Below are 22,223 nucleotides of genomic sequence, written 5' to 3'. Positions count from 1 at the left end.
TTCAAAAAGCGACTGACGTGCAATAATCAGTCTAAAACCCCCGAAAAAAGTCAAAACCGCACTTTTCGATAGATTTTGCAAATATAAAAATCTTTCGACTCCAAAGCTATTTGAAATCTATCCCAAAACAAGACGCTTGAATCCATTTTGTACCTTTGTGCTTCATGGTGAAAGTCCTCTTCTTAGTTCCCTATCCGCCGGGTGAGTCTCCTTCACAGCGGTTCCGTTTCGAGCAATATATGGAGACCTTGGAGGCGGCCGGCATCTCAACGCGCATCCAATCTTTCTGGGATCTTCAAACGTGGAGGATTCTCTACAGCCCCGGCCATCACACCGGAAAGGCGATAGGAATTTTACGCGGTGTGGTCAGACGAATAAAGTCGGTTTTTATGGCGGCAGATTTTGATCTGATCTTCATTCACCGCGAATGCACACCGCTGGGGCCGCCTGTTTTTGAGTGGCTGCTCGCCAAGGTGCTCCGAAAGAAAATCATCTACGACTTCGACGACGCCATCTGGCTCCCCAACACGTCCGATGAAAACAAGATCGCTTCGGTTTTGAAATGGCATGGCAAAGTGAGCGCTATATGCCGCTGGAGCTATCGCATTAGCTGTGGCAACGACTATCTGGCCGACTTTGCCAGGCGGTTCAACAAAAACGTTGTGGTCAATCCCACCACCATCGACACCGAACACCTCCACAATCCTGCGCACTATGCCCCGCATGCCGCGAGCGAGTCGGTTGTGATCGGATGGACCGGCACCCACTCGACCTTGAAGTATCTGGATCCTCTCGTCCCGGTATTCCAGCGGCTGGAAAAAAAATATCCCGGCCGGATCCAATTTTTAGTCATCGCCAACAAAGCTCCCCAGCTCGCCCTGCAGCACCTCATCTTTCTGCCCTGGAAAAAAGAAACGGAGATCCAGGATCTTTTACGGATGGACATCGGGATCATGCCGTTAACCGACGACATCTGGGCCAAAGGAAAATGCGGTTTCAAAGCGTTGCAATACATGGCGCTTGGCATTCCCACCGTCACTTCGCCGGTAGGCATAAACACAACGATGGTCGACCCGGCCGTAGGCTTTCTCGCCGGCACACCCGGGGAATGGGAAATGTATCTGGAGAAACTTATGGATGCGCCCACGCTTCGAAAACAAATGGGCGCAGCGGGACGCAAAAAAGTTATCGATCAATATTCCGTGGGCTCCAACACTTCAACATTCCTATCCCTGTTTGAATAATCCAGCATCAGCATCAGGCCCACGACAAAGAAGGGCATGAGTGGAATTTTATAGCGCACCAACGTTCCAAAATTGTAGGTCGACACCCCCACGGCAAAAGCAAAGGTGAGGGAGAAGAGAAGACAGAAGAATATGTTGGGAGACAGCAGGGCCGAGAAGACCTGAAGATTTCGTTTCCACAGAAGATATAATGTTGTCAGCAGCAGTGCAAAACTTTCGAGCGCCGAGAGGATCATGAAGGGATTCCTGGCTTCCCACAAATAAGGCCGGAAGATCGACACATTGATGGCCTGCGGCGCAAGCGCTAGCATGGAACCCAACGTGCCATCCAATTCTCCCAGTGTATAGCCCGACCCTGCATCCTTGCCCGTCTGAAAGCGGATGTCATAGGCCGTTTCCTGGGCGGTCCGGGCCAGGCTGGAGATGGCGTATTTGGGATTGTCTTCGCTTGCCTTCAAGGTTGCGAAATAGGCCAACGCTCCCGCGATGCCGAGCACAAATGGAAAAACAATCGTCCTGATCGCTTGCGACCGAATGGTCCTCAGATTAAATAAAAACACCCAAAGAATGGCTGCCGGCAGGAAGGTCAACAAAATGTAGATCTTGATCGCATACAGCCCATAGAAGCTAAGCAACAGCATCGTTATTCGCGACAGACTGGGTTGTCTCACAATAAAGATCTTGTAGATCTGAAACGTGGCAATCCCCAAACACCCCAACGTGATGGTGTCTTTCAACAGACCCGACCCCCAAAAAAAAACGGATGGAATAAAAAATGTCGCGATGGCCAATCCCTTGTGAAGGTGCGGATATTGCTCGTAGAAGGTCAGAAAAAACTGCCACATCCCCACAAAGCAAAACGCAGCAAACAACGCGGCCGTAGCCGAATAGCAAGAGAAGGTGAACAGGTCGCAGATCGCCGCGATCTTGACAATATTATAGGAAGGCGGATCGCGAAAGAAGGGAATTTTTGAAGCGTACTTATACACCCCGTTATAGTCGTAGCCGTTGTTGAAAATGAGTTTGAACCCCGTCATCGGCGATTCCCAAAAAGCCTCCCAAACGTAACGGCTTCCATAGGTGTGATAGTTAAAGGTATCGCCACCACCGTAGTAGAATTGGTACACCAGCCCAACGATCAGCGCTCCCGCGATCTTCACGGTCAGCGCCGGAAAAAAATACCGGCGTGTCACTTCGTCTGTAACGGACGGGCGAAGGGTGTAAGCAACCAAATAAATGATGGCCACGACAATAGGAAAAACAACAAAATCGCGATAATCCAAGATCTTCCGTTTTGAGTCGATCAAAGATCACCGTTTACCCACGATAAAGCAACCGCCGCATCGTTGCCATTGGCTTCAGTCATGGTGGTATCAAATATCATCGTGTTGGGTATCATCAATATCAGTGTGTAGCACATCTCGTCACATCACCCGGTGTCGTCCTCAATCGCCCTTCTCCATTTTCTTCAACCGCTGTCGGGCAGTTTTGTAGGCTTCGTCTTTTCGTCCCGCTTTCTTTTCCACCGCCTTGAACCACTTCCGGGCGCCGGCCTTGTCGCCTTGTTTCTCGGCGATCTCGCCCAAGGCGATCATCGAGTAGAGATAATAGCCCGACTCCGTGGCTTCGATCTGCTCGGCATAGCGCATGCAAAGCTCATAGTACTTTTTGGCTTCGTCCAACTTCCGGCGGGCTTCGTTGATCTGGCCCAGAAAAAAAGCGGCATAACGGCCGCTGGTAGCTTCATAGCCCACCTGCCCGCTGTCGATCTTGTTCAATATGCTCCTGCACACGGGGTCCGCCTCGGCAAACCGTCCCTGGTAATAGAGCATGCGTGCATAGTAACGGTGGAAGTAGGGATTGCGTGGATACGTCTGATATAAATATTCGCTGATCTGGAATGCCCGGGGCTGGTCGTTTTCGTAGCTGTTCAAAATGCGCATCAGCCACACCATGGCTTCCGTGCGGGTGTAGAAGGCGTTGTACGAGACCTCTTTCAATTGTTTCAATCCCAGCGCCTTGTCGCCTTTCTTAAAAAACCACAACACGGGCTTCAACACCGGGTAGTTCTCCGGCACCCACACCGAGAAATAGTTATAGAGGGCGTCGCCAAACAACAACTCGGGATTGAGGCCCTCCTTTTCCTTGCTCTCTTCCAGGTAGTTAATGGCGTTTTTGCCCACTACCGCAGCCTTGCGCCAGGCCTTGCGCTCCTCGTCGGCATAGAGCCTTCCTTTAAAGCCATAGGCCGCCGCCAGGAAAAACGACGACTCGGTTTTATAGGCCGGGTAGTTCTCATACAGGTTTTCGCCCACGGCAATGGTGCTGTCCATGTAGGCCAGAAACGTTTCGTCGTGCGACTGATCTTTCGTGTTGGGCATGATCTTCCACCACTCGATGAGGCCCATCAAAAAATAGGGCAGCGGATGCCAGGCATACTTGGCTTTGAGGTATTGGAATTGCGCCTCAGCGGCAGAAAATTTGAAGTTATAGAGGTCGTTCAGGGCCTGCGAACATTCCAATTGCACGTTCAGGTCGGAAATGAGAATGATCGTCGTGTCTTTTTTTGTGATCATCTGTGCCCGTGCGTCAAATTGTGCGACCCATAACGGCAACACCATCCCAAACCAAAGCCACCGCGACAGCAACAGACGCCCAAAACGCCTCCCGCCACGCACAGGATCAAAACCGGATCGCTTTTTTTGTTGGATGGAAGAAACGTTCGTCATAAACTTACACTTAAACCCCTGTCCACGCAGAAACCCATGTCTCAGGAACACGAAACTAAATCATTCTTTGGTGCCAGCAAAAGATTACTGTTTTTGCTGCTTTGCCTGGTCACCCTGGCCCTACTCTATGTCAAGATCTCTTTTATCGAAAACGAAACCGCCGCATTCGAATTTCTGCAAGACCGCCCCGAGGGCACCATCCTGCGGATCATCAACGGGTTGCGCTTCTTTGCCATACCCCTGGTCTATCTCTGGAAGTTCACCGTCATCGCGTTCGTCATCTGGGTGGGCTGCTTCATGTTCGGCTACCGCGTCACCTACAGCCAGTGCTGGGGTGTGGTCATCGGCGCGGAATTCATCTTCCTCATCCCCGAAGTGCTCAAGATCGGCTGGTTCATGTTCGTAGAAACCGACCCCTCCTACTCCGACGTCAGCGCGTTCTATCCATTGTCCCTGCTCTCGCTGTTCGACTACTATTCCATCGACAAACGCTGGGCATACCCGTTGCGGGCACTCAACCTTTTCGAGATCGTCTATTGGTTCATGTTGGTGGAAGGCATCCACAGCTTTGCCCGCAAAAGCAAAAAATACGTGTGGGTCATCGTGCTATGCTCCTACGTGTTGTTGTTTTTTGGGTGGCTGTTGTTCTACAGCATTGTTTATAAGTAGACGCCTGGCCTGGGGAGATGCCGCAAGATAAAAAAGTTTTGGCGGCCCCCCTCGTACCTCGGGTCGGGCTTTCCGTTCCAAGTCCGCCCGCCCTTCATCCCTCCATTCCGATACCCGATTAAACCCATTTGTTGGTGTCCCCACCAACAAATCACCCTCCGCATCCCCACCGCGCTTCGGGCTTTCCACTCCAATCCCTGGCCGGTCCCATCGTGCCTGGGTGCTGCCGAATGCGCCAAAAAACATCGTGCGAAATCACGCCGCACAAAAAATTCATATTTTCGCAAAGCCGTTCATCACACCGGCGCGCACATGCCCTACGATCTCCATCACATCCTGGAAGCCCTCCGCGGCGAATCGCTCACCGTCGAGCAAGGCGAGTTGCCCCTCAACGTCACCCGCGCCCTTCCCGCGCCCGAGGCCGACGCCGAAAGCATCGCCTGGATCAAACCCGGCCACCCCAAGGCAACGGACATGATCGTGAACACCGCCGCCCCACTCATCGTCTGCGACGAAGCTACCTGGAACAACCTGCCCGAACCCAAGCCCGCCAAAGTATTCGTGCTGGTCGACGAACCGAAGCGCATTTTCTCTAAAGTGGTCAACGCCCTGCTGGCGAAACGTCCCGCGCCGGGCATCCATCCCACGGCCAGTGTCCACCCCAAGGCCGTCATCGGGAAATCGTGTCACATCGGTCCCTTCACCTACATTGGCGAGGCCGTCATCGGCGACCACACCGTCATTCACGGCCACGCCTTCATCTACGACAACGTCACCGTCGGCGACCGTTGCATCCTCCACGCCGGCGTGGTGGTCGGCAGCGACGGCTTTGGCTATTCGCGCGATGAAAACAACAACGTGGAAAAATTCCCGCACATCGGCGGCGTCCGGATCGGCCACGATGTCGAGATCGGCGCCAACACCTGCATCGACCGCGGCGCCCTGGGCAACACCATCATCGGAAACGGCGCCAAGATCGACAACCTTGTGCACGTGGCCCACAATGTTAATATTGGTGAGAACGCATTTGTTATTGCTCACGCCATGTTGGGCGGTAGCGTCACCATTGGGACTGCAGCCTGGGTGGCCCCATCGGCTTCCATCCTGCAACAACTTAAGATCGGCGATGGTGCAACGGTTGGGGTAGGTGCCGTCGTTACAAAAGATGTTCCGCCGGGTCAGACGTGGACGGGTTCGCCTGCACGACCGTTGACGGAGTTTTTGGCGATGCAGAAGAAGATTAAGGATTTGCCATAGAACAAAGTCGAGTTACCACCTTTCAGATGAAAATCGCCATTTTTATTCTCTGCCTGTTCGAAGTGGGTTGTTCTATGGCACAATCTGCAACTCCTTCAAAATCAAAATACGACCCTGAGTCAGCCAAAATTGCGAATATGCGCAGGATTGGCTACCTGTTTCTTCGGGATAGCCTAAGACCCTCGGACGACGAAATCACCTTCGCTTGCATGGATAGCATACTTTCAACTCACAAAGGAACCAGAGACTATTTCTTCCCCGTGTTTGAAAAAATTGCCATGCACGCCGATGGGGCCTTGGCGGAAGTTATTGGATCATATGCGCTCACCTACGTTAAAAAATATCCCCAGGAATTTTCGGCCAGATACAGTTGCTGTCGAAAGGACGAGCCTTGTTGTCAAAAACTTATTCGATTGGCTACCATTTTAGGCGAAGAGACGATGATGGATAATTACAAGACTAAAGCTTACAATGAGTTAATAAACGATTTGACGCTGAACTACAAAAATTGGAGAAAAGAAAGGGTATTATCTCTGCTCATGCGAACGGTGGATGCTACACGAAAGAACTGGAAGGACTAATGCTATCTCAAATCCAGTGTCGTGGAAGCGACTGTTTTCTCAAATAACATTTCAACTGTCTCGGCTTAAGGTCAAAGTAACGGCAAACTTTTTTAATGATTTCGTTCGGAAGATAGTTTACCTCCTCTATTAACGTTTGAATAACTTTTTCTTTTCCGTAGAAACGGATAATCTCTCCCCACTCCGGCTCCATACCGCGTTCGATCACTCTTTCTATTACGGTTGCATAATGCCGCTGCCAATCAATTGCCTCATACTTAAATTCCCAGAAAAAGTGCTTGTAAAGCTTGGGCTTGTCTGAGGATGTTGATTCTTCCATAGCCTCTAAATTATTTAAATCAGAATAAAGTATTCGACAAAGCCAAAATGCACGCGACTTCCGACGGCTTCAGATAAAAAATTTAAGAATACCCCTACAAACCCTTACCACTTGCTCTTCCATCATCCCCGGCCACAACGGCAAGCTCAACACCGTATCGGCTATACGCTCCGTTAACGGAAAGTCTCCTTTTTTGAATCCATACTCAGCATAAGCCTGCTGCAAATGTGGCGGAATGGGATAATGGATCATCGTCTCGATACCTTCTTTGGCCAACACAGCTTTCAGCTTGTCGCGGTGCGCTGTACGGATCACAAACAAATGATATACGTGCTCTGCCCCTTCCTTCACAACGGGAAGGATAATATCACCCAGACCGCTCAATTTCTCCATATATAAATCAGCCAATAACCGCCGCTGTTCATTCCACTGCACTAGATATTTCAACTTTACGCTCAGCACCGCCGCCTGCATTTCATCCAGGCGCGAATTGATACCCTTCTCCGCGCAAACGTGCTTGGATGCAAAGCCGTAGTTCCGGAATTGTCGCGCCAACTGCGCCTTCGTTTCATCGGACGTTGTCACCGCACCACCATCCCCCAGGGCACCGAGATTCTTTGTCGGATAAAAGCTGGTCGCATTGGCGTGTCCAAAGCTGCCCGTGCGCTGGCCAGCCCAGGTGGCGCCGTGGCTCTGGGCGTTGTCCTCCACAACCATCAGATCATATTTACGGGCCAGGGTCATGATGGCCGTCATGTTGCAAGCCTGGCCATAGAGGTGGACGGGCAGGATCGCCTTCGTTTTGGAAGTTATGTGTTGCTCGATCTGCCGCGGATCGATGTTGAAGGTGACGGGGTCCGGTTCTACCGGTCGTAAAATAGCGCCGGTCTGGGCGGCGGCGTGCCAGGTGGCCACGTAGGTGTTGGCTGGCACAATGATTTCGTCTCCTTTTCCAATGTCGCAAGTTTTCAAGGCCACCACGAGGGCGTCATAGCCGTTGCCCACGCCCACGCACCAGGAAGTGCCGCAAAATGCCGCATAGGCTTCTTCAAATGCCTTTAGGGCGTCGCCCAGGATAAACCAATTTTTATCGTAAACCCTCGCCATGGCTTCCAGGGCCTCCTGGCGAATGGCATCGTGCTGCGGCGAAAACGATAAAAATGGGATGGGTTCCGGGGTCATGCAGCAAATAGACGAAAGTAGTCGACAAAATAAATGCACCCTGCTGAAAAGCAAAATTTCCCTTATTTTCGGGCTTTTATTTCAGGAATGTCAAAACCGATAACTTGTTGTGGAGGCTAGTGCCTCGCCGGTCCAAAAAATCACCTTTTTACACATATCTCAATCCCATATTCTACATGAACTTTCAGAAAACAAATAACATCTTCGGCTGGGTCGTATTTGTGGTAGCCTTGGTCACCTATTGGCTCACCATGGAAGAAACCGCCAGCTATTGGGATTGCGGCGAGTTCATCGCCGTGTCCTATAAGCTTGAGGTTCCGCACCCTCCCGGAGCACCCCTCTTTCTTTTGATCGGCCGCCTGTTTTCCTTCCTGGCCTTTGGCGATGTGACCAAAGTGGCCTACTGGATCAACTTCAGCAGCGTGTTGGCCAGCGCCTTTTGCGTAACCTTCCTGTTCTGGTCCATCGTGCTCTTCGGTCGCAAGATCATGCGCATCACCCGCGAAGAAGAGATCACCGAACCCAAGCTGTGGGTGCTCATGGGCGCCGGCCTCGTCGGCTCGCTGGCCTATACCTTTTGTGACTCGGCCTGGTTCTCGGCCGTAGAAGCCGAAGTATACGCCATGTCGTCGTTCTTCACGGCGTTTGTGGTGTGGGCCATGTTGAAGTGGGATGTCATCGAAGACGAATCCAAAGCCAACCGTTGGCTGCTGCTCATTTTCTATATGGTCGGTCTTTCCATCGGCGTCCACTTGCTCAACCTCGTGACCATTCCTGCCCTCGCGCTCATCTACTACTTTAAAAAATACCAGCCCACGGTTTGGGGCGTCATCGGCGCCATGATCGTGAGCTTGCTCATCATCTTCTTTGTAAACGACCTCATCATCCCGGGTCTGCCCACACTGGCCAGCTATTTCGAGATCTACTTTGTGAACGACCTGGGGCTTCCCTTCGACTCCGGCGTGATCGTGTTCAGTTTGATCTTACTGGTCGGCCTGGTCTACACCATCTATTACTCCCAAAAACATCAGAAGGTGTTGCTCAACACGTTTGCCAACGCCACCGCTTTTATCCTGATCGGTTATGCGTCCTATGCCCTAGTGCTGGTCCGCTCGTCCTACGACCCTCCCATCGATGAAGACGATCCGTCCGACGTGATGACCTACGTCAGCTACCTGAAGCGCGAACAATACGGCAGCCGCCCCTTGTTATACGGACCTTATTTCACGTCGCAGCCCGTCGACATGAAACAAGGCGATGCCATCTATAAGAAAGGCAAGGATAAATACGAGATCAAAGATCACAAATTCGAATACGTATACGAGCCCGGTTCGGAAACGATCCTGCCCCGCGTTTGGAGCAGCGACCCCGACCACGCCCAGATCTATCGCGATAACCTCGGCCTGGCCGAAGGTCAGAAACCTACGTTTGGCGACAACCTCAAGTTCATGTTCCAGCACCAGATCGGTTGGATGTATGTGCGCTATTTCTTCTTCAATTTTGCCGGCCGCGAAAGCGATATTCAAAATGCCGATTGGATCAGCCCCCTTAACTGGTTCGAGAAGCTACCGCCCGCACTGGCCGAAAACCGGGGCCGCAACAACTTCTTCATGATACCTTTCTTGCTGGGTCTGGTGGGTATGTTCTATCAGTCCGTGCACAACACGCGCAATTTTGTGGTGGTCACGCTACTCTTCATTCTCACGGGCGTGGCCCTCGTGGTCTACCTCAACTCGCCGCCTACCGAACCGCGCGAGCGCGACTATATTTATGCGGGATCGTATTATGCGTTTTGCTTCTGGATCGGCTTCGCTGTCATCGCCATGGCCGAAACATTTGCCAGTTTCACCAAGAACCTGAAAACCTCGGCCATCATCGCCACAGCCTTGGGTCTTACGGCCCCGATCCTGATGGGCGCCGCCGGCTGGGACGACCACAACCGCTCGGACCGCTACTTCTCCGTCGACTCTGCCATCAACTATTTGCAGTCCTGTTCCAAGAATGCCATCCTGTTCACCGGTGGTGATAACGACACCTTCCCTTTGTGGTACTCACAGGAAGTGGAAGGCGTGCGCACCGACATGCGCGTAATCGTGTTGAGCTACTACAACACCGACTGGTACATCGAGCAAAGCATGCGCAAGGTCTACACCTCCGAGGCTTTCCCGTACACCCTCACCGCAGAGAACTACAGTCAGAACGGTCTGAACGATTATCTGCCCTACTACGAGACCGGCATCAAACAAATGGATCTTCACAAATTCCTCGACCTGGTGAAGACCAACAACAAGAGCTTGCTGCACCCCAACTACGGCGGCTCGCGCAACATGCTCCCCTCCAAGGAGATCGTGCTGAAAGTGGACGTTGAAAAAGTGAAAGCCCTGGGCATTATCCCCGAAGGAATGGACAGCCTCATCGTTCCCGAAATGCGTTTCAAAGTACGCGGCGGTGGACTGGAGAAAAAAGACCTCGCCATGCTCGACGTGCTGGCCACGGCCAACTGGGAGCGCCCCTTGTATGTGAACAACACGTCGCTGGCACAATTCAACGTGGACCTTAGCCGCTACGTGGTGCAGGAAGGCAATGCCTATCGCATTCTTCCCGTGTACAACCCGCGTCCGTTCAACCAGCAAGAACTGGTCAACACCAAGGTGAGCACCGAAAACATGCTGACGAAATTCCAGTTCCGCAACCTCGACAATCCCAAGGTGTACTACAACCAGGACTATCGCAATTTCGTGCTCAACCACCGGAGCAGCTTCAACTCTTTAGCGCAGTATCTCCTGTTGCAAGGCGACACCGCCAAAGCCCGCGAAGTGTTGCTGTTTGCCCTCGCCAAAATGCCCGATGCATCCATCCCCTACGACTACACCAACGCACAAACCCTCGATATGCTGTTCGAGGTAGGTGAAAAGGAAAAAGCCATGGAGATCGCCAACATCATGAGCAAGCGCGCCGATGAATTGGCCACCTACTATATCACCAAGCGCGACTTCGGCCGCGAATTGCAGGTGAACATCGTCATCCTGGGCGAACTGCAACGCGTGCTCTATAAGTACGGCGAAGCAGACCTCGCTAAGAAAATCGAAGAGGCCTATGAAAAACACGCCGGTGTCTTCCAAAGTCGCGGCGGGGGATTTTAAATACTAGCCAATAAAAAAGTAAGAGGCTACCCGGAAAGGCAGCCTCTTACTTTTTGACACCAGGCTTACTCGAGAATGTCTTTGTCTTGTTCTTTTGTGAATCGTCCGTGATCAGATAACAAACCTATCAGGGAGCTTCTGCCACCTGAACAGTTTTTCCCGTCGGGGCTGCATCCGACGAGAATTTCGCCTTCAGGCGAAGGAACGGTTTCTCAATCAGGTAATACGAACCCATGGCTGCCAGGAATGTGAATACGATATTTTGTGGGAATTGGTGAATCCAATCCTTGTGTCCTTCCCTCCCCCATATAAAAAATTCCTGCCACAAATAAATGCTGTACGATAACATGCCGACGTAGTCCATGACGCGGCTATTGAGCATCCTAAACCAAAGTCGTTGGGGGCCAAACACGGAATACAGGAGGATGAGCGCAATGAGCACATTCGCGATGCTCCCATATGTTGTTCCCAGGGGAATAAGAATAAATTCCAACCCGATCTTGGCCAGGTGAAAGCGGACATCGGGCAATACGAGCAGCGCAGCAGCGGCGAAAATAAAAACGGCGGTCCAGTAGGCACTCAGTTTCGCCAGGATCTCTTCCTTGTACAAGGCGACCAGGCAACCGAGGGCAATGCCATCGATTCGTGTAAAAAGCGTTAAGTCGTTCCGCCACTCCGTGGGATAAAAATGAAACACGATCCGCATCAACGGCACAAGAACGATGAGGAGGATAGCCGTTCGTTTTCTGAACCGGTCGCCGGCCACAAAAACCAGGGGCCAGAACAAATAGAAAATCTCCTCCACACTCAGCGACCAAAAGTGGCCCGTCTGCCAGTCGTGGCTATAGAATTGTTTGGTGAAGGTCAGCGACGTTATCCAGGACAAAGTGTTAAAATGAAAATACCCGCCCAACTGAAGCAGAAAGTAAACCAGCAGAACAAAGTAATAGGCCGGGAATATCCGTAAGGTTCTCCGGATGTAGAATTTTTTAAAAGAGATGGTTCTCGTCCGTTGTTCCTCGTCGAGCAGCAAGCTGGTGATGAGAAAACCCGACACAACGAAAAACACATTCACCCCAAAATGATGGTTCAATAGAAAATATTTCACCAGGTTCAGCAACCGGTTGTCTTCCTTCCAGACCTGGAAAATGCTGCTGGTCACGTGCAGGTGCCCCAATAAGACCAGCAAAATACTGATCGCGCGAAGTCCGTTGATACTGGGATATTTCTGCATCGGAGTTTTAGATGTATCGTGTCAAAGCCGGCGAAAAAAAAGAACAGCCCGACAGGAGGTCCGTCGGGCTGTGGATATATTTCAGGATGCTTTCCAAAAAGATTACAAGTGGATCACCTCGCCATACGCGGCGGCGGCAGCTTCCATGATCGCTTCACTCATGGTAGGGTGCGGGTGAACGGACTTGATGATCTCATGACCTGTGGTCTCCAGCTTGCGGGCCACAACCACTTCGCCAATCATTTCCGTTACGTTGGCACCGATGAAGTGTGCGCCCAGCCATTCGCCATATTTGGCATCGAAGATCAGTTTCACAAAACCGTCGGGAGCACCGGCTGCTTTCGCTTTGCCGGAGGCCGTGAAGGGAAACTTGCCCACTTTGATTTCATAGCCCGCCTTTTTGGCGGCTTCTTCCGTCAAGCCCACAGAGGCGATCTCCGGCGAGCAATAGGTACATCCCGGAAGGTTGTTATAATTCAAAGGCTCGGGATTCTGCCCGGCGATTTTCTCCACGCAAATAATGCCTTCAGCAGAAGCCACGTGTGCCAGGGCAGGACCTTTCACGATGTCGCCGATGGCATACACACCGGGCACGTTGGTCTTGTAAAAATCATCCACCACTACACGACCTTTGTCGGTCTTCACGCCCACTTCTTCCAGGCCAATACCCTCCAGGTTGGTGGCCACACCCACAGCAGAAAGCACGATGTCGGCCTCGATCTTGATCTCACCATCAGGGGTCTTCACCGTAGCTACACAACCGGCGCCGGAAGTGTCTACTTTCGTTACTTCGGAATTCACATAGATCTTCATGCCCGCCTTCTTGAACGATTTATCCAAGGCCTTCGACACTTCTTCGTCCTCCACGGGCACGACGCGGGGCAGGAACTCCACGATCGTTACTTCCGAACCGAGGGTGCTATAGAAGTAGGCGAACTCCACGCCAATGGCACCGCTGCCCACTACCAATAACTTTTTAGGCAGTTTATCGAGGATCATCGCTTCGCGATAGCCGATAATTTTCTTGCCGTCGATTTTCATGCTGGGCAATTCGCGCGAGCGGCCGCCGGTGGCGACAATAATGTGTTTGGCCTCGTATTCGGTCTTCTTGCCTTCGGCATCCGTAACTTCCACTTTACCGCCCTTTTTCAGTTTCCCGAAGCCAAGCAGTTGATCAATCTTATTTTTCTTAAAAAGGAACTGCACACCCTTGCTCATGCCGGCCGCCACCTCGCGACTGCGCTTCACCATACCGGTCAGGTCGGCACTGGAGTCTTTCACCTCTATTCCATAATCTTTTGCATGCTTGATGTATTCAAAAACATTGGCACTTTTCAACAATGCCTTGGTGGGGATACATCCCCAGTTGAGGCATATGCCGCCCAGTTCCGCCTTCTCCACCACGCCCACTTTGAGGCCCAGCTGAGAGGCCCGGATAGCCGCCACGTAACCGCCTGGGCCACTGCCGATCACGATCAGATCATATTTTGACATAGTATTGTATTTTAAAATTCGCTGCCAAAGATAAACCGGAGATTGCGCTTTCAAAAAGTTTACAATTTTTAATAGAAATCCCGGCCCGGGGGGTCCGGTACGATGAATTTTAACAGAATTGGCTATTTTTAGGCGCAAACTGAGAAACTAAACCCTCGTCCCCCCGCGGGCCACAAGACTTTTATGAAACTGCTACAAGGAAAAACCGCCCTCGTCACCGGGGCCTCCAAGGGAATTGGACGATCTATTGCCTTACGATATGCCGAACAAGGCGCCAACGTGGCCTTCACCTACCTCTCCAGCGTAGAGCAAGGTCAGGCCCTGGAAGCTGAGCTCTCCAGCAAAGGTGTGAAAGCCAAAGGCTACCGCTCCGATGCCTCCGACTACGCCCAGGCCGAAAAACTGGTCAACGACGTCATTGCCGACTTCGGCTCACTGGACGTGCTCATCAACAACGCCGGCATCACCCAGGACACCCTGTTGCTCCGCATGAACGAGGAAATGTGGGACAAAGTCATCGCCGTAAACCTCAAGTCCTGCTTCAACACCGTGAAAGCGGCCACCAAGCAAATGATGAAGCAAAAAAAGGGCTCCATTATTAATATGACCTCCGTAGTCGGCATCAAAGGCAACGCCGGCCAGGCCAACTATGCCGCCTCCAAGGCGGGCATCATCGGCTTCACCAAGTCGGTGGCACTGGAACTGGGCTCGCGAGGCATCCGTTCCAACGCGATAGCACCGGGTTTTATTGAAACCGAAATGACCGGCAAGCTGGACGAAAAAACCGTTCAAACCTGGCGCGACGCCATCCCGCTGAAACGCGGCGGCCGCCCCGAAGACGTCGCCGATGCTTGCGTGTTTTTGGGATCGGATATGTCTTCTTATATATCCGGACAAGTGCTGCAAGTGGATGGTGGCATGCTGACGTAAGTCGCAGCGATCTTTGCTTCAGGAATATCGTAACCCAACCGCAGTTGCCCGCTGCGTTTTTTGCAATTTCAATTTATAAGGCCTGTTAAAAGCCTCCTGCGAAACTTTAAAGTGATCGGCCAGCTTGCGGATGATCTCTTTGGAAAGTCCTTTTTTGTAGTTCAGAATATCGGAGATCAATCCCTTGCTCACATCGAGGATCTCCACGAGGTCTTTTGCCTTCAGATCATGTTGCTCCAGCAAACCATGCAGCAAGGCGATCGGATCCGCATCGAGAAGCGCATTGTGTTTTTCATCCCACTTCTCGATCAAAAGGGTCAGCAATTCAATTTCATCCTTGAACATCTTGCTCTTGGAAGGACTCGAAACAAGTTCTTCGAGAATGTCGGCATATTCGTAGTACTGCCGTTTGGATTTTATCACTTTGTATTTGAGTGCCATGTTAATACTGATTTACAGTGTATTGATCTCCCTTGTTACATAATGCAGAATATTCTGCATGCGTTCCTATCCAACAGATAAACAAATGAACCTGGGTTTCCCCGAAAGCATATTTACAAATCATCCGGTAGGCATTTCCCGCAATATCGAACACCACCCGGCTACAACCCTTGCCCAAAACATCGACCGCCCCGAATGTTTTCTTTATATCGGCCGGGATCGCCCAATCGGCAAATTTGATAGCCGTTAACCATAACTCAAAGGAAGACCGGCTCCTGGCATTTTCTTCCACAAATTTCCGGATGGTCTCTTTCCTGATCAAATGAACCTTCATCTCAACCAACGTTTAAAGTTACCAAAAGTTCACGTTTTGTGAACTTTTTTTCTAAAATTTTTTTACCCACTAATTTTACGATTTATCACCTTCACATAAAAGGGAATTGAAAACAATCTTCCCCACCAAAACCTTTGCGCGTCGCTTACGTCTTTGTTTTTAAACGAACCTCTACCACCAATGCAAAACGAACTACCCCATCTCGCGATCCTCATCAAGCGCTCCTTCGAAAAGCACGCATGGCACGGACCTTCCGTAAAAGAATCCCTGGAAAACGTCACGCCGGAACTGGCACAAAAGAAAATCCCGGGAACCCACAGCATCATCGAGCTGGTGGCGCACATGACGTCGTGGAGAATGTTCGTTGTCAAACGCCTTCAAGGCGACGCCGATTTTAAAGTCTCAGACGAAGCCAACTTTCCGGCCGCTACCGATTGGGTTGCCACCCTCAACGCCTTGGAGGAAAGTCAACGCCAACTCATGGACGCCCTCAAGTCCTTTCCCGAGCACAAACTGCACGAAACCGTGCCCAATGCATCGGCTCCCTATTCGTTTTATATCCTCCTCCACGGCATCGTGCACCACGATTTATACCACACCGGGCAGATCATGCTCATCCGGAGGGCAGCGCTATAACAAACGTTTTAACTCACCCAGAACGCCGTATTTTCAGGGACCGGCCTAACATTTGTCAGTATCGCCACATCAAAAAAAGTTATCGTGCGGTTTGGAAACCTAGCTTTCAGGCTCTACGTTTGTGGTATCAAAGTCGAATAAGCGCATTCAGCTTAATCGCTTTATAAAGAAGCGTGGAGAGACAGGCTCTAAGAAACGCTAGCAACCTCCTAAAAAAGAAAGGTGCTAAATCCTGATCCGCCAAGGCGGAAAATATAAACGGTTAAAAAATGAAGAAAATCATTCACACCATCATCTCGGGATCAAGCGTACAACGCTTGCGTGCTTACTTCGAAAACCTCAATCATTCTATTGACAGCTTCATTAACGGCGACATTTGCATGTGCTGTTGTTGTGCGTGCTGTTGCTGATGAGTGATCCGCGATCTTCCCGCAACACAGTAGCGTACGACCCTGCCAAGTGACAGGCAGTTCTGGTTACGGCTAACTCCCCCTCTTTTTATCCTATTGATTCATTCTTAGACCCTCTAAATATTATCATCATGTCAAATTTACATTTCGAAACCCTTCAATTGCACGCCGGCCAGGAAATCGATCCCACCACCCGCTCCCGTGCCGTACCCATCTATCAAACCACTTCTTATACGTTCAGAGATTCGGAACATGGCGCCAACCTGTTTGCCCTGAAAGAATTCGGCAACATCTACACCCGCATCATGAACCCCACCACCGACGTGTTCGAGAAGCGCATCGCCGCGCTGGAAGGTGGCGTGGCCGCGTTGGCCACCGGTTCCGGACAAGCTTCACAGTTCCTGGCACTCAATAACATTTTGCAATCGGGCGACAACTTTGTGTCCACTACATTTTTGTATGGCGGCACCTACAACCAATTCAAAGTCGCCTTCAAACGCCTCGGCATCGATGTGCGTTTTGCCGAGGGCGACAAGCCCGAAGCCTTCGAAAAACACATCGACAAAAAAACGAAAGCCATCTACCTGGAAACCATCGGCAACCCGGGCTTCAACATTCCCGATTTTGAGGCCATTGCCGCACTGGCGAAAAAGCATGATCTGCCCCTGATCGTCGACAACACCTTTGGTGCGGCCGGATACCTCTTCCGCCCCATCGAGCACGGCGCCAACGTCGTGGTGGAGTCCGCCACGAAATGGATCGGCGGCCACGGCACGTCTATTGGCGGGGTGATCATCGACGGTGGAAACTACAACTGGGCGAATGGAAAATTCCCCCAATTCACAGAGCCCTCCGAAGGCTATCACGGCTTGAAGTTCTGGGACGTATTCGGTGAAGGCAATCCGCTGGGCCTGCCCAACATCGCATTCATCATCCGCGCCCGCGTGGAGGGCTTGCGTGATTTCGGACCCTCGCTGGCACCATTCAATTCCTTCCTGCTGTTGCAAGGACTGGAAACCTTGTCACTGCGCGTTCAACGTTCGGTCGACAATGCGCTGGCGCTGGCGAAATGGTTGGAGAAGCACGAGTTGGTGGAGAGCGTGAACTATCCCGGGCTCGAAAGCAGTCCCTATCACAAGCTGGCAAAAAAATACCTGCGCAACGGCTTCGGCGGCGTGTTCTCATTCACACTGAAAGGCACGAAGCAGCACACCACGAAATTTGTTGATCACCTGAAACTGGTGAGCCACCTGGCCAATGTGGGCGATGCGAAAACGCTGATCATTCAACCGTCGGCTACCACGCACCAACAATTGAGCGACGAAGAACAGATCGCATCGGGTGTAGTGCCCAACCTGCTTCGCATTTCGGCCGGCATCGAACACATCGATGACATCAAGGCGGATCTCCAGCAGGCATTTGAAAAAGTTTTTGAAGGCGAATTAGTATCCTAGTTAAAGTAGTATAAAAAGTCTCTCCCGCTCACACCGGTTGCCATCCGGGTGAGCGGGCAGGGTTGACAAGAGTTTATGGAAAAGAACGATCAAACCTTTCATTATCAGAAAAAATTTGAACTGGAATCGGGCAGCACATTGCCGGGCTTCCAGCTCAAATACTCCACGCTCGGCAAGCTCAATGCCGACCGCAGCAATGTGGTCTGGGTTTGCCATGCCTTGACGGGCAGCGCCGACTTCACCGACTGGTGGAGCGGACTTTTCAATGAAGGGAGATTCTTCGATCCACGCCAATATTTTATTATTTGTGCCAACGTGCTGGGCGGATGCTACGGCTCCACCGGCCACCTGTCGCTGAACCCTGAAACGGGCAAGCCCTATTATCACACCTTTCCTACGCTGACCAACCGCGATGTGGTGCAGGCCTTTGATTTGCTTCGCCAGTCCCTCGGCATCGAGCAAGTGCACACACTCATCGGGGGATCGTTGGGCGGACAGCAGGTGTTGGAGTGGGCTGTGCAGCAACCCGATGTTTTTCAACACATCATTCCCATCGCCACAAATGCCGTGCACTCACCCTGGGGCATCGCCTTCAATGAAGCACAGCGCATGGCCATCGAAGCCGATGCTACCTGGAAAGAGAACGATCATCGCGCCGGCACCGAAGGCTTGAAAGCCGCCCGCGCGATCGGCATGATCTCGTATCGCTATTATGATACCTATGGCCAGACACAAGCCGAGAAAAGCGACGAGAAGATAGACGATTTCAGAGCGGCCACTTACCAGCGCTATCAGGGCCAAAAGCTGGCCAACCGTTTCAACGCGTTCACCTATTACAGCCTCTCCCGGATGATGGACAGTCAGAACGTGGGGCGCAACCGCGGGGGCCTTGTAGCCGCATTGAAGTCCATCAAAGCAAGAACACTCGTCGTGGGCATCGATTCCGATATTTTGTTTCCGCTAAGCGAACAAAAATTCCTTACCGAGAACATTCCCAATGCCCGACTGGAAGTGATGACTTCCCTTTACGGCCACGACGGTTTTTTGGTCGAGTTTGAACAATTGAGCAGTCACATAAAAAAATTCTTCCTCGAAGACCTCGTCCCGGTGGAAGTAAAGGTCCGATAAGCATAAAATTAAACGAACGATATGTCAGCAGAAAAGAACAACACCTCACACACCAAACATCGTCACCTCAAGCTGGGCCTCTTCGGTTTTGGCTGCGTGGGCCAGGGATTGTATCACGTATTGGACGAAACGCCCGGCATTAAAGCAGAGATCAAACGCATTTGCGTAAAACATAAAAATAAAACACGACCGCTGTCGGAAGACCTGTTCACCTTTAGCAAAGAAGACATCCTCAACGATCCGGACATCGACGTGGTGGTAGAGTTGATCGACGATGCCAAGGCTGCTTTTGACATTGTGAAAACCGCGTTGCAAAACGGCAAAGCCGTTGTGACCGCCAACAAGAAAATGCTGGCCGAACATCTGGAAGAGATCTACCAGCTTCAGCAGCAATATGGCAAGCCGGTGTTGTATGAAGGAGCCGTTTGCGGCGCCATCCCCATCATCCGGAACCTCGAAGAATATTACGACAACGATTTGCTCACGGGCATCGAAGGTATCTTCAACGGCTCGACCAACTACATCCTCACCAAAGTTTTTGAAGAACGCAAAAGCTATGGCGACGCGTTGCAGAAAGCACAAGAGCTTGGCTTTGCCGAATCCGATCCCAGTCTCGACGTGAAAGGTTTCGACCCCAAGTTCAAGCTGGTGGTGGCCATTGCGCACACGTTCGGTGTGTTTGTGAAACCGGAGGAGGTCATCAACATCGGGATCGATCGCATCTCTGATCTTGATTTGAAATTTGCCCGCGACAACGGCTACGGCATCAAACTGATCGCCCGTGCCTTTAAAGTGGAGAATAAGGTATTTGGTTTCGTTGCACCCCAGTTCATCGAGTCCACGCATCCCTTATACGCCGTTCGCAACGAATACAACGCCGTGCAAGTGCAAAGCGCTTTTGCTGAGCAACAACTCTTCGTCGGTAAGGGGGCAGGAAGCTACCCCACAGGTTCTGCGGTATTGTCCGATATCTCGGCGCTCACCTACGACTATCAATACGAATACAAAAAGCTCCACCAGCCACACGATCTCAAATTCACGAACCGTCTCACCGTCGAGGCTTTTGTGAGCTTTGATGAAGGAACGGCGATCTCCATGAGCGACTTCGAGCAATTCCAGTCCGGCTATGCCTCGCATGGCAAACAGTACATGGTGGGCAAAGTGAGCCTGGAGAAATTGCAGGAATGGTCGGGTTGGGATGGTGTAGGCGTCATTCTCGCACCCAATGCTACGCTCACGCCGCAAAAAGAAGTGGCGAAATCTTTCAGCCTGGCATCCTAAGAGAGTCCAAAGATTTAAAAGGGGATCAGACCAGTTCGGGGATGGCCAGCTTCACGGTGGTGCCCCGGCCCACTTCCGACTCGATGTCGATGTGGCCGTTCAGCTTATCGATGGCTTCTTTCACGATGTAAAGGCCCAGACCTGAGCCGGCGCCGTCGTCGGTCGCGCGATAGAACATTTTATAGATGTTGGGCAGGTGGTCTTTTTCAATACCCTTGCCGTTGTCTTCAATGGCCAGCGTGGCCAGGTGCTCCCGGATCTCCACATTCACCTTGATGACGGGATCTTTGCCATTGCGATAGCGGATGGCGTTGGAGATGATATTGTTGAGGATCACTTTCAAACGCCAGCGATCCGAAAAGAACGGCGCCTCCTGGTTGATCCGGATAACTTTTTGAACGGATTGTCCCGTGCTGGTGGCAAACTTCAATTGATTGAATGTTTCGTCGATGAGCGGCTCAAAGTGTATTTCTTCCCGCTTCACTTCCAAACGCGAATTCCGCGACTGATCCAAAATTTCCTTGATGAAATGATCCTGCTGCATGGCGCTTTTGTGGATCATATCCAGGTACATGTCTTTCATGACACCGTCCGTGTCTTTCTTGGCCAGGTTGATCAACCCCAGCACAGACGCGATGGGTGCGCGAAGATCGTGCGAAACGCTGTAGACAAAATTGTCGAGTTCGGTGTTGCGTTTGCTCAGCTCGGTGTTGGTGCGTTGTATTTTTTCTTCGGCGTTCTTGCGCGTAACGATTTCTTCGTTGAGGGCACGGGTGCGTTCCTGCACCATGGCTTCCAGGTTCTCGTTAAATTCCAACAGCTTGTTTTGTGCATGATGGCGCTCCCGTACGGTAGCGGAAAGAATGATCGTGCTAATGCTGATGACCCCGATAAAGATCTGCAAGAGCAGCATGGAATTGTAAGAGTCTGAAAGCACAAAAGGGCCAACGCCGCCGATGGTCATGTAAATGGACAACAGCGCCGTGATCAACACACCGGCGATGGCCACGATCAGTTCGAAGCGGAAGGCCAGCCACAAAAGGAAAGGCAACACCAGGAACGGCAGCGCGCGCTCCACGGTGGAGACCAGGTAATCGACCTCCAGCAGGGCGACGATACCACCCAGCAATAAAATAAAAATGCCGACCTCGATGGCTTTCTCTGTCGTGAGGCGGACGTGGATCTTCTTTGAACAAGCCAGAATGAACGGTGTAAACAACAGGATACCCACTACGTTGCCTACCCAAGATGAAATTCCTGTGCGCAACAGTAGGTCAGGCGACACCACATGGTTGAGGTACAACGCTCCTGTGCTAACGCCGGCGCCAATCCAGCACATCATCATGGTGACAAACAAAAACCGGAAGGCATTCTTCGCACTCCGGAAGGGGAAGTCATCCCTGATCCATTTCTTCACCAGGTAATTACCGGTCACAGCCTCCAGCGTATTGCCCACGGCAATAAGGCTGCTGATGGTGATGATTTCCTGTGCGGGAAGGTGGGGGTTGTTCCAGTAGGCCATCACGTTGGCCACCAGCGATCCAATGGTGATGCCGGGCCAGGAAGACCGGCCCAAAAGGATGATCAAGGCAAATCCAATACCCGAAGGCGGCCATGTGGGCAAGGCCGTAGAGCCCTCGAACGCAAAAAAATAGCCCACTCTGGCAAAAAGATAATACAAGAGGGCCACCCCAATGATCTTGAGGTCAAGCTTGTATTTAAGTGGCAGTTTAACGTTCAAAATCAATTAACTCATT

Annotated in this window: 19 protein-coding genes and 1 riboswitch; of the genes, 10 read left to right on the top strand and 9 right to left on the bottom strand. The window is 51.5% G+C overall.

Annotated features, from left to right (window positions below; genetic code table 11):
• The first annotated feature begins 164 nt into the window (after positions 1 to 164).
• Positions 165 to 1,244: a glycosyltransferase family 4 protein gene (locus D4L85_RS12345; protein ID WP_228450867.1), complete on the top strand. Its 1,080-nt coding sequence runs from the start codon at positions 165 to 167 to the stop codon at positions 1,242 to 1,244.
• On the opposite strand, the gene D4L85_RS12340 is transcribed toward D4L85_RS12345, so the two are convergent.
• Together D4L85_RS12340 and D4L85_RS12335 are read right to left on the bottom strand one after the other, a co-directional pair.
• Positions 1,193 to 2,551 carry a hypothetical protein gene (locus D4L85_RS12340; protein WP_228450866.1) on the bottom strand — a complete coding sequence of 453 codons (1,359 nt, stop codon included), beginning with the start codon at positions 2,549 to 2,551 and terminating at the stop codon, positions 1,193 to 1,195. The genes D4L85_RS12345 and D4L85_RS12340 overlap by 52 nt on opposite strands.
• Positions 2,552 to 2,689: 138 nt before the next feature.
• The gene (locus tag D4L85_RS12335) at positions 2,690 to 3,973 is read right to left on the bottom strand and encodes a tetratricopeptide repeat protein (protein WP_119754589.1); all 1,284 of its coding nucleotides are present in this window, start codon (positions 3,971 to 3,973) and stop codon (positions 2,690 to 2,692) included.
• Positions 3,974 to 4,009: 36 nt separating this feature from the next.
• On the opposite strand from D4L85_RS12335, the gene D4L85_RS12330 reads away from it, so the two are divergent.
• The 3 genes from D4L85_RS12330 (at position 4,010) to D4L85_RS12315 (ending at position 6,480) form a co-directional block, all read left to right on the top strand.
• On the top strand, positions 4,010 to 4,642 hold the full coding sequence (locus D4L85_RS12330) for a hypothetical protein (protein WP_119754588.1): 633 nt from the start codon (positions 4,010 to 4,012) through the stop codon (positions 4,640 to 4,642).
• A gap of 312 nt (positions 4,643 to 4,954) precedes the next feature.
• Positions 4,955 to 5,899: a UDP-3-O-(3-hydroxymyristoyl)glucosamine N-acyltransferase gene (locus tag D4L85_RS35035; RefSeq protein WP_119754586.1), complete on the top strand. Its 945-nt coding sequence runs from the start codon at positions 4,955 to 4,957 to the stop codon at positions 5,897 to 5,899.
• A 26-nt stretch (positions 5,900 to 5,925) separates the two neighbouring features.
• Positions 5,926 to 6,480: a hypothetical protein gene (locus D4L85_RS12315; RefSeq protein ID WP_119754585.1), complete on the top strand. Its 555-nt coding sequence runs from the start codon at positions 5,926 to 5,928 to the stop codon at positions 6,478 to 6,480.
• Between the two features lie 7 nt (positions 6,481 to 6,487).
• On the opposite strand, the gene D4L85_RS12310 is transcribed toward D4L85_RS12315, so the two are convergent.
• Positions 6,488 to 6,799 (bottom strand): DUF6922 domain-containing protein, encoded by a 312-nt coding sequence (locus D4L85_RS12310; protein ID WP_119754584.1) that lies wholly within the window; start codon positions 6,797 to 6,799, stop codon positions 6,488 to 6,490.
• Positions 6,800 to 6,868: 69 nt separating this feature from the next.
• Entirely contained in the window at positions 6,869 to 7,981 is a 1,113-nt protein-coding gene (locus D4L85_RS12305; protein WP_119754583.1) for a DegT/DnrJ/EryC1/StrS family aminotransferase, read from the bottom strand.
• 176 nt (positions 7,982 to 8,157) lie between these two features.
• On the opposite strand from D4L85_RS12305, the gene D4L85_RS12300 reads away from it, so the two are divergent.
• Complete coding sequence (locus D4L85_RS12300; protein ID WP_119754582.1) at positions 8,158 to 11,124, top strand: glycosyltransferase family 117 protein; 2,967 nt, start codon at positions 8,158 to 8,160, stop codon at positions 11,122 to 11,124.
• A 127-nt stretch (positions 11,125 to 11,251) separates the two neighbouring features.
• Here D4L85_RS12300 and D4L85_RS12295 read toward each other — a convergent pair whose 3' ends face one another.
• Together D4L85_RS12295 and lpdA are read right to left on the bottom strand one after the other, a co-directional pair.
• Complete coding sequence (locus tag D4L85_RS12295) at positions 11,252 to 12,358, bottom strand: acyltransferase family protein (RefSeq protein ID WP_119754581.1); 1,107 nt, start codon at positions 12,356 to 12,358, stop codon at positions 11,252 to 11,254.
• Positions 12,359 to 12,460: 102 nt separating this feature from the next.
• Positions 12,461 to 13,852 carry a dihydrolipoyl dehydrogenase gene (gene lpdA / locus D4L85_RS12290; protein WP_119754580.1) on the bottom strand — a complete coding sequence of 464 codons (1,392 nt, stop codon included), beginning with the start codon at positions 13,850 to 13,852 and terminating at the stop codon, positions 12,461 to 12,463.
• Positions 13,853 to 14,035: 183 nt separating this feature from the next.
• On the opposite strand from lpdA, the gene fabG reads away from it, so the two are divergent.
• Entirely contained in the window at positions 14,036 to 14,782 is a 747-nt protein-coding gene (gene fabG / locus D4L85_RS12285) for a 3-oxoacyl-[acyl-carrier-protein] reductase (RefSeq protein WP_119754579.1), read from the top strand.
• Positions 14,783 to 14,800: 18 nt separating this feature from the next.
• On the opposite strand, the gene D4L85_RS12280 is transcribed toward fabG, so the two are convergent.
• Together D4L85_RS12280 and D4L85_RS12275 are read right to left on the bottom strand one after the other, a co-directional pair.
• Positions 14,801 to 15,223, bottom strand: coding sequence for a helix-turn-helix domain-containing protein (locus tag D4L85_RS12280; protein ID WP_119754578.1), 423 nt, complete (start codon positions 15,221 to 15,223; stop codon positions 14,801 to 14,803).
• 1 nt (position 15,224) lies between these two features.
• Positions 15,225 to 15,557 (bottom strand): type II toxin-antitoxin system HigB family toxin, encoded by a 333-nt coding sequence (locus D4L85_RS12275; RefSeq protein ID WP_119754577.1) that lies wholly within the window; start codon positions 15,555 to 15,557, stop codon positions 15,225 to 15,227.
• A gap of 180 nt (positions 15,558 to 15,737) precedes the next feature.
• Here D4L85_RS12275 and D4L85_RS12270 point away from each other — a divergent pair, with 180 nt between their 5' ends.
• The 4 genes from D4L85_RS12270 to D4L85_RS12255 all read left to right on the top strand — a co-directional run bounded on the left by D4L85_RS12270 (position 15,738) and on the right by D4L85_RS12255 (position 20,466).
• A complete protein-coding gene (locus tag D4L85_RS12270) occupies positions 15,738 to 16,193 on the top strand; it encodes a DinB family protein (protein WP_119754576.1) in 456 nt (151 codons plus the stop codon).
• 158 nt (positions 16,194 to 16,351) lie between these two features.
• A riboswitch (SAM riboswitch) is annotated at positions 16,352 to 16,454 on the top strand.
• A gap of 280 nt (positions 16,455 to 16,734) precedes the next feature.
• Positions 16,735 to 18,057: an O-acetylhomoserine aminocarboxypropyltransferase/cysteine synthase family protein gene (locus D4L85_RS12265; RefSeq protein ID WP_119754575.1), complete on the top strand. Its 1,323-nt coding sequence runs from the start codon at positions 16,735 to 16,737 to the stop codon at positions 18,055 to 18,057.
• A gap of 75 nt (positions 18,058 to 18,132) precedes the next feature.
• Positions 18,133 to 19,185 (top strand): homoserine O-acetyltransferase family protein, encoded by a 1,053-nt coding sequence (locus D4L85_RS12260; protein WP_119754574.1) that lies wholly within the window; start codon positions 18,133 to 18,135, stop codon positions 19,183 to 19,185.
• 21 nt (positions 19,186 to 19,206) lie between these two features.
• Positions 19,207 to 20,466 carry a homoserine dehydrogenase gene (locus D4L85_RS12255; protein WP_119754573.1) on the top strand — a complete coding sequence of 420 codons (1,260 nt, stop codon included), beginning with the start codon at positions 19,207 to 19,209 and terminating at the stop codon, positions 20,464 to 20,466.
• Between the two features lie 25 nt (positions 20,467 to 20,491).
• Here the strand turns inward: D4L85_RS12255 and D4L85_RS12250 are convergent, their stop codons facing one another.
• On the bottom strand, positions 20,492 to 22,207 hold the full coding sequence (locus D4L85_RS12250) for an MASE1 domain-containing protein (protein ID WP_160143689.1): 1,716 nt from the start codon (positions 22,205 to 22,207) through the stop codon (positions 20,492 to 20,494).
• Positions 22,208 to 22,223: the final 16 nt, after the last annotated feature.

This window comes from Chryseolinea soli, from assembly GCF_003589925.1.
Lineage (GTDB): Bacteria > Bacteroidota > Bacteroidia > Cytophagales > Cyclobacteriaceae > Chryseolinea > Chryseolinea soli.
This window is presented reverse-complemented; position numbering and strand designations above follow the sequence as displayed.

Bases quoted from the DNA above. Each gene is read 5' to 3' on its own strand.
- D4L85_RS12345 (WP_228450867.1), top strand. From the start codon at position 165: ATGGTGAAAGTCCTCTTCTTAGTTCCCTATCCGCCGGGTGAGTCTCCT.
- D4L85_RS12335 (WP_119754589.1), bottom strand. From the start codon at position 3,973: ATGACGAACGTTTCTTCCATCCAACAAAAAAAGCGATCCGGTTTTGAT.
- D4L85_RS12330 (WP_119754588.1), top strand. From the start codon at position 4,010: ATGTCTCAGGAACACGAAACTAAATCATTCTTTGGTGCCAGCAAAAGA.
- D4L85_RS35035 (WP_119754586.1), top strand. From the start codon at position 4,955: ATGCCCTACGATCTCCATCACATCCTGGAAGCCCTCCGCGGCGAATCG.
- D4L85_RS12315 (WP_119754585.1), top strand. From the start codon at position 5,926: ATGAAAATCGCCATTTTTATTCTCTGCCTGTTCGAAGTGGGTTGTTCT.
- D4L85_RS12310 (WP_119754584.1), bottom strand. From the start codon at position 6,799: ATGGAAGAATCAACATCCTCAGACAAGCCCAAGCTTTACAAGCACTTT.
- D4L85_RS12305 (WP_119754583.1), bottom strand. From the start codon at position 7,981: ATGACCCCGGAACCCATCCCATTTTTATCGTTTTCGCCGCAGCACGAT.
- D4L85_RS12300 (WP_119754582.1), top strand. From the start codon at position 8,158: ATGAACTTTCAGAAAACAAATAACATCTTCGGCTGGGTCGTATTTGTG.
- D4L85_RS12295 (WP_119754581.1), bottom strand. From the start codon at position 12,358: ATGCAGAAATATCCCAGTATCAACGGACTTCGCGCGATCAGTATTTTG.
- lpdA (WP_119754580.1), bottom strand. From the start codon at position 13,852: ATGTCAAAATATGATCTGATCGTGATCGGCAGTGGCCCAGGCGGTTAC.
- fabG (WP_119754579.1), top strand. From the start codon at position 14,036: ATGAAACTGCTACAAGGAAAAACCGCCCTCGTCACCGGGGCCTCCAAG.
- D4L85_RS12280 (WP_119754578.1), bottom strand. From the start codon at position 15,223: ATGGCACTCAAATACAAAGTGATAAAATCCAAACGGCAGTACTACGAA.
- D4L85_RS12275 (WP_119754577.1), bottom strand. From the start codon at position 15,557: ATGAAGGTTCATTTGATCAGGAAAGAGACCATCCGGAAATTTGTGGAA.
- D4L85_RS12270 (WP_119754576.1), top strand. From the start codon at position 15,738: ATGCAAAACGAACTACCCCATCTCGCGATCCTCATCAAGCGCTCCTTC.
- D4L85_RS12265 (WP_119754575.1), top strand. From the start codon at position 16,735: ATGTCAAATTTACATTTCGAAACCCTTCAATTGCACGCCGGCCAGGAA.
- D4L85_RS12260 (WP_119754574.1), top strand. From the start codon at position 18,133: ATGGAAAAGAACGATCAAACCTTTCATTATCAGAAAAAATTTGAACTG.
- D4L85_RS12255 (WP_119754573.1), top strand. From the start codon at position 19,207: ATGTCAGCAGAAAAGAACAACACCTCACACACCAAACATCGTCACCTC.